The 3,619-nt window shown below is 71.8% G+C and carries 2 protein-coding genes; both read right to left on the reverse strand.

Going from position 1 to position 3,619, the window contains the following annotated elements:
- A partial coding sequence (gene purD / locus AB0B91_RS64490) for a phosphoribosylamine--glycine ligase (protein ID WP_358342889.1) occupies positions 1–989 on the reverse strand: 989 nt, incomplete at its 3' end.
- Between the two features lie 1,124 nt (positions 990–2,113).
- The gene (locus AB0B91_RS64495; protein ID WP_089002646.1) at positions 2,114–3,400 is read right to left on the reverse strand and encodes an adenylosuccinate synthase; all 1,287 of its coding nucleotides are present in this window, start codon (positions 3,398–3,400) and stop codon (positions 2,114–2,116) included.
- Positions 3,401–3,619 lie beyond the last annotated feature (219 nt).

A 3,619-nucleotide genomic window follows, 5' to 3' on the forward strand; every position in this document is an offset into this window, starting at 1 on the left:
CGCGAGCCAGCCGGCTTGTACACGACCGTGACGGCGGCGCCGTCGCGCCAACGCAGCGGTGGGTGCCCGGCCAGCGTGCCGGTCGCGGCGGCGTGCAGCAGCCCGGCCAGCGGCGTCTCCAGCAGCGCGAGCACCACCTGCGTCTCCGGGTCACCGAAGCGGGCGTTGAACTCGATCACCCGGGGGCCGTCGGCGGTGATCGCCAGCCCGACGTAGAGCAGGCCCGCGAACGGGGTGCCCCGGCGGGCCATCTCCGCCAGGGTCGGGTGCACGACGTCGCGCATGACCTCGTCGACCAGGCCGGACGGCGCCCAGGGCAGCGGCGCGTACGCCCCCATGCCGCCGGTGTTCGGGCCGGTGTCGCCGTCGCCGATCCGCTTGAAGTCCTGCGCGGGCAGCAGCGGCACCGCCGCCTCGCCGTCGGTGACCACGAAGAGGGAGACCTCCGGGCCGGCCAGGTATTCCTCGACGACGACCCGGCCGCACTCCTCGGCGTGCCGCAGCGCGGCGGCGCGGTCGTCGGTCACCACGACACCCTTGCCGGCGGCAAGCCCGTCGTTCTTCACCACGTACGGCGCGCCGAACTCGTCCAGCGCCCTGGCGGTGCTCTCCGCGTCCGTGCAGGTGTACGCGCGGGCCGTCGGTACGCCAGCAGCGGTCATCACGTCCTTGGCGAACGCCTTCGACCCCTCCAGCCGGGCCGCCTCGCCGGACGGCCCGAAGGCGGCGATCCCCTTGGCGCGTACGGCGTCGGCGACCCCGGCCACCAGCGGCGCCTCCGGCCCGATCACCACCAGGTCGGCCCCGGTCTCCACCGCCAACGCGGCCACGCCCGCCGGATCGCACGGATCGACGCTCCGCAACGAGGCGAGCGGAGCAATGCCGGGATTACCGGGCGCCGCGACCAACTGCTCGACGGCCGGATCCGCAGCCAGCCCGAGCGCGAGCGCATGCTCCCGCCCCCCACCACCAAGAAGAAGTACGCGCACACCCGCATCCTACTGACCCCCTCCCCGGCGGCGATGGCCCGACGAACGGTGTCAGGGACGTAGGCGGGGTGCAGGGTGTCGGCCCAGGTGAAGCGGAGGATGGTCCAGCCGGCATTGACCAGGCGGTTCTGGCGGCGGCGGTCGGCGTGGACAGCCTCCGGGGTGCCGTGCGGACCCCGCCCGTCGGCCTCGGCGATCACCCTCGGGCCCCGCCAGCCGAGATCCCCGATCCCGAGCAGGTAGCCGTCGTCGTCGCGCACCTCGAGTTGGAGGGCATCCGGTGGCACCCGTCCGTCGACGCAACGTAATCTCGTCCGCGTCTCCAGCGGGGACTGCGCCCGGCCGTCCGCCTCCGCAAGATGAGAACGCGCCGCCACCGCACCGCGTCGACCTCTGATCAGGCGCGACACGGCGAGCAGGTCGTCGTCGGTGACGAGCCCCCGGTTCAGCGCGGAGTCCAGCACGCACACCGCGGTGTAGCGGTCTTCCCGCAGGACCAGGTCGGCGACAGTCCGCAGCGGCGAGGTGACGGCGATGCCGTCGAGCCGGACCAGTTGACCGGGCGCGACTGTCAACTGGTGCACCACCACCTCGGGATGAGCCAGCCGGGAGTGCCTCGCGACCGGACCGGGCATCGACAGGTGGATCGCCTGTGTCGACCGGGGCCCCGCGATGCCGTGCAGTTCGGCGGCCGTCGTCAGGACCGCTGCGGCAGGCGCACCGAAGGATGCGACAGCCGCCCTGATCCGCGCCCGTCGAGGGATGCCGTCGTAGCAGTCGGCGTCGACGAGGTAGCCGCCACGGATCACCGCGCGCCAGCGACCGGATCGACAGAGCCGGTGCACGTCGTGCACCGTGAGCCCGGCCGTACGCGCCTGCGCAAGCGTCACGATGCCGTCGCGCGCACCAGCCATCGCGCGTACGACTGCCAGCGGATCCGTCCCCATACCGCTCGACTGTCCCGGCATCCGGCGACCGGCGAAACCCCCTGTGGATAACCCGCCCCGCCCTGTGGACAGCCCCCCGATCCCACCCGGTTGATCATGAAGTTGTTGCCGTCGGCGTCGGCGTGTCGAAGCAATAACTTCATGATCAACTCGGAGGGGGGTGGGGGGCCGGGGGGGTTAGAGGAGGGGGTGGCGGAGGACGTTTTCCTCGCGGCCCGGGCCCACGCCCACGACGCTGACGCGGGTGCCGCAGAGTTCCTCGATGCGGGCGATGTAGCGGCGCGCGTTCTCGGGGAGCTCGTCCTCGGTGCGCGCCTTGGTGATGTCCTCCCACCAGCCGTCGAGCTCCTCGTAGATCGGAGTCGCGTGGTGGAAGTCGGTCTGGGTCATCGGCATGTCGTCGAAGCGCTCGCCGTTGATCTCGTACCCGACGCAGATCGGCACCTTCGGCAGGCCGGTGAGCACGTCGAGCTTGGTGACCACCAGGTCCGTGACGCCGTTGAGGCGGCAGGCGTACCGGGCGACGACGGCGTCGAACCAGCCGCAGCGGCGCTCCCGGCCGGTGGTGGTGCCGTACTCGTGGCCCACCTTGCGCAGGTGCTGCCCGTTGTCGTCGAACAGCTCCGTCGGGAACGGCCCGGAGCCGACCCGCGTCGTGTACGCCTTGCTGACCGCGATCACCTTGCTGATCGCCGTCGGCGGGATGCCGGCGCCCACGCAGGCCCCGCCGGCGGTCGGGTTCGACGAGGTCACGAAGGGGTACGTGCCGTGGTCCATGTCGAGCATGGTGGCCTGGGCGCCCTCCAGCAGGACCGTCTCGCCGCGGTCCAGCGCGTCCCAGAGCATCACCCGGGTCTCGGCGATGTACGGCTTGAGTCGCTCCGCGTACCGCAGGTATTCCTCGACGGTCTCGTCGACGTCGATCGCCTTGCGGTTGTAGATCTTGAACAGGAGCTGGTTCTTCTCGCGCAGCGCCAGTTCGAGCTTCTTGCGCAGGATGCCCGGGTCGAGCAGGTCCTGGAGCCGGATGCCCATCCGGGCGACCTTGTCACCGTAGGCCGGGCCGATGCCCCGGCCGGTGGTGCCGATCCGGGAGCTGCCGAGGTAGCGCTCGACCACCCGGTCCAGGGCCCGGTGGTGCGGCATGATCAGGTGCGCGTCGCCGGAGATCCGCAGCCGGCTGACGTCGACCCCGCGCTCGGCGAGCCCGTCGATCTCGGCCAGCAGCACCTTCGGGTCGACCACGACGCCGTTGCCGATGACGATCATCGCGCTCGGGGAGAGCGCGCCCGACGGCATCAGGTGCAGCGCGTACTTCTGGCCGTCCGGCGTGATCACCGTGTGGCCGGCGTTGTTGCCACCGGAGTAGCGCACGACGTAGTCGACCCGCTCACCCAGCAGGTCGGTAACCTTGCCCTTGCCCTCGTCGCCCCACTGGGCACCGAGCAGCACGATCGCTGGCATCTTCTCGCCTCCAGAAGGCTCGGGTGCCAGGTGGCGACCGGTCGGCGAGCCCGGGGTGTCAGGCTAACAAGTAGTGGCGGCGCGGCCGGCAGGGGTCGCGTCGGGAGGCAGGAGGCCTTTTCGTGTACGACGTGGTGCTGCTCACCCTCGGCTCGGAGCGCGACGCGCCCGCCGGGGCCTGCGGCAGCGGCGGCTGCTGCGGCGCGGCGCCTGAGAAGG

This window comes from Nonomuraea sp. NPDC049141 (genome assembly GCF_040648415.1).
Classification (GTDB): domain Bacteria; phylum Actinomycetota; class Actinomycetes; order Streptosporangiales; family Streptosporangiaceae; genus Nonomuraea.

What these genes read in the sequence shown, in the direction of transcription:
- AB0B91_RS64495 (WP_089002646.1), bottom strand. Translation starts at nt 3,400, where the DNA reads ATGCCAGCGATCGTGCTGCTCGGTGCCCAGTGGGGCGACGAGGGCAAG.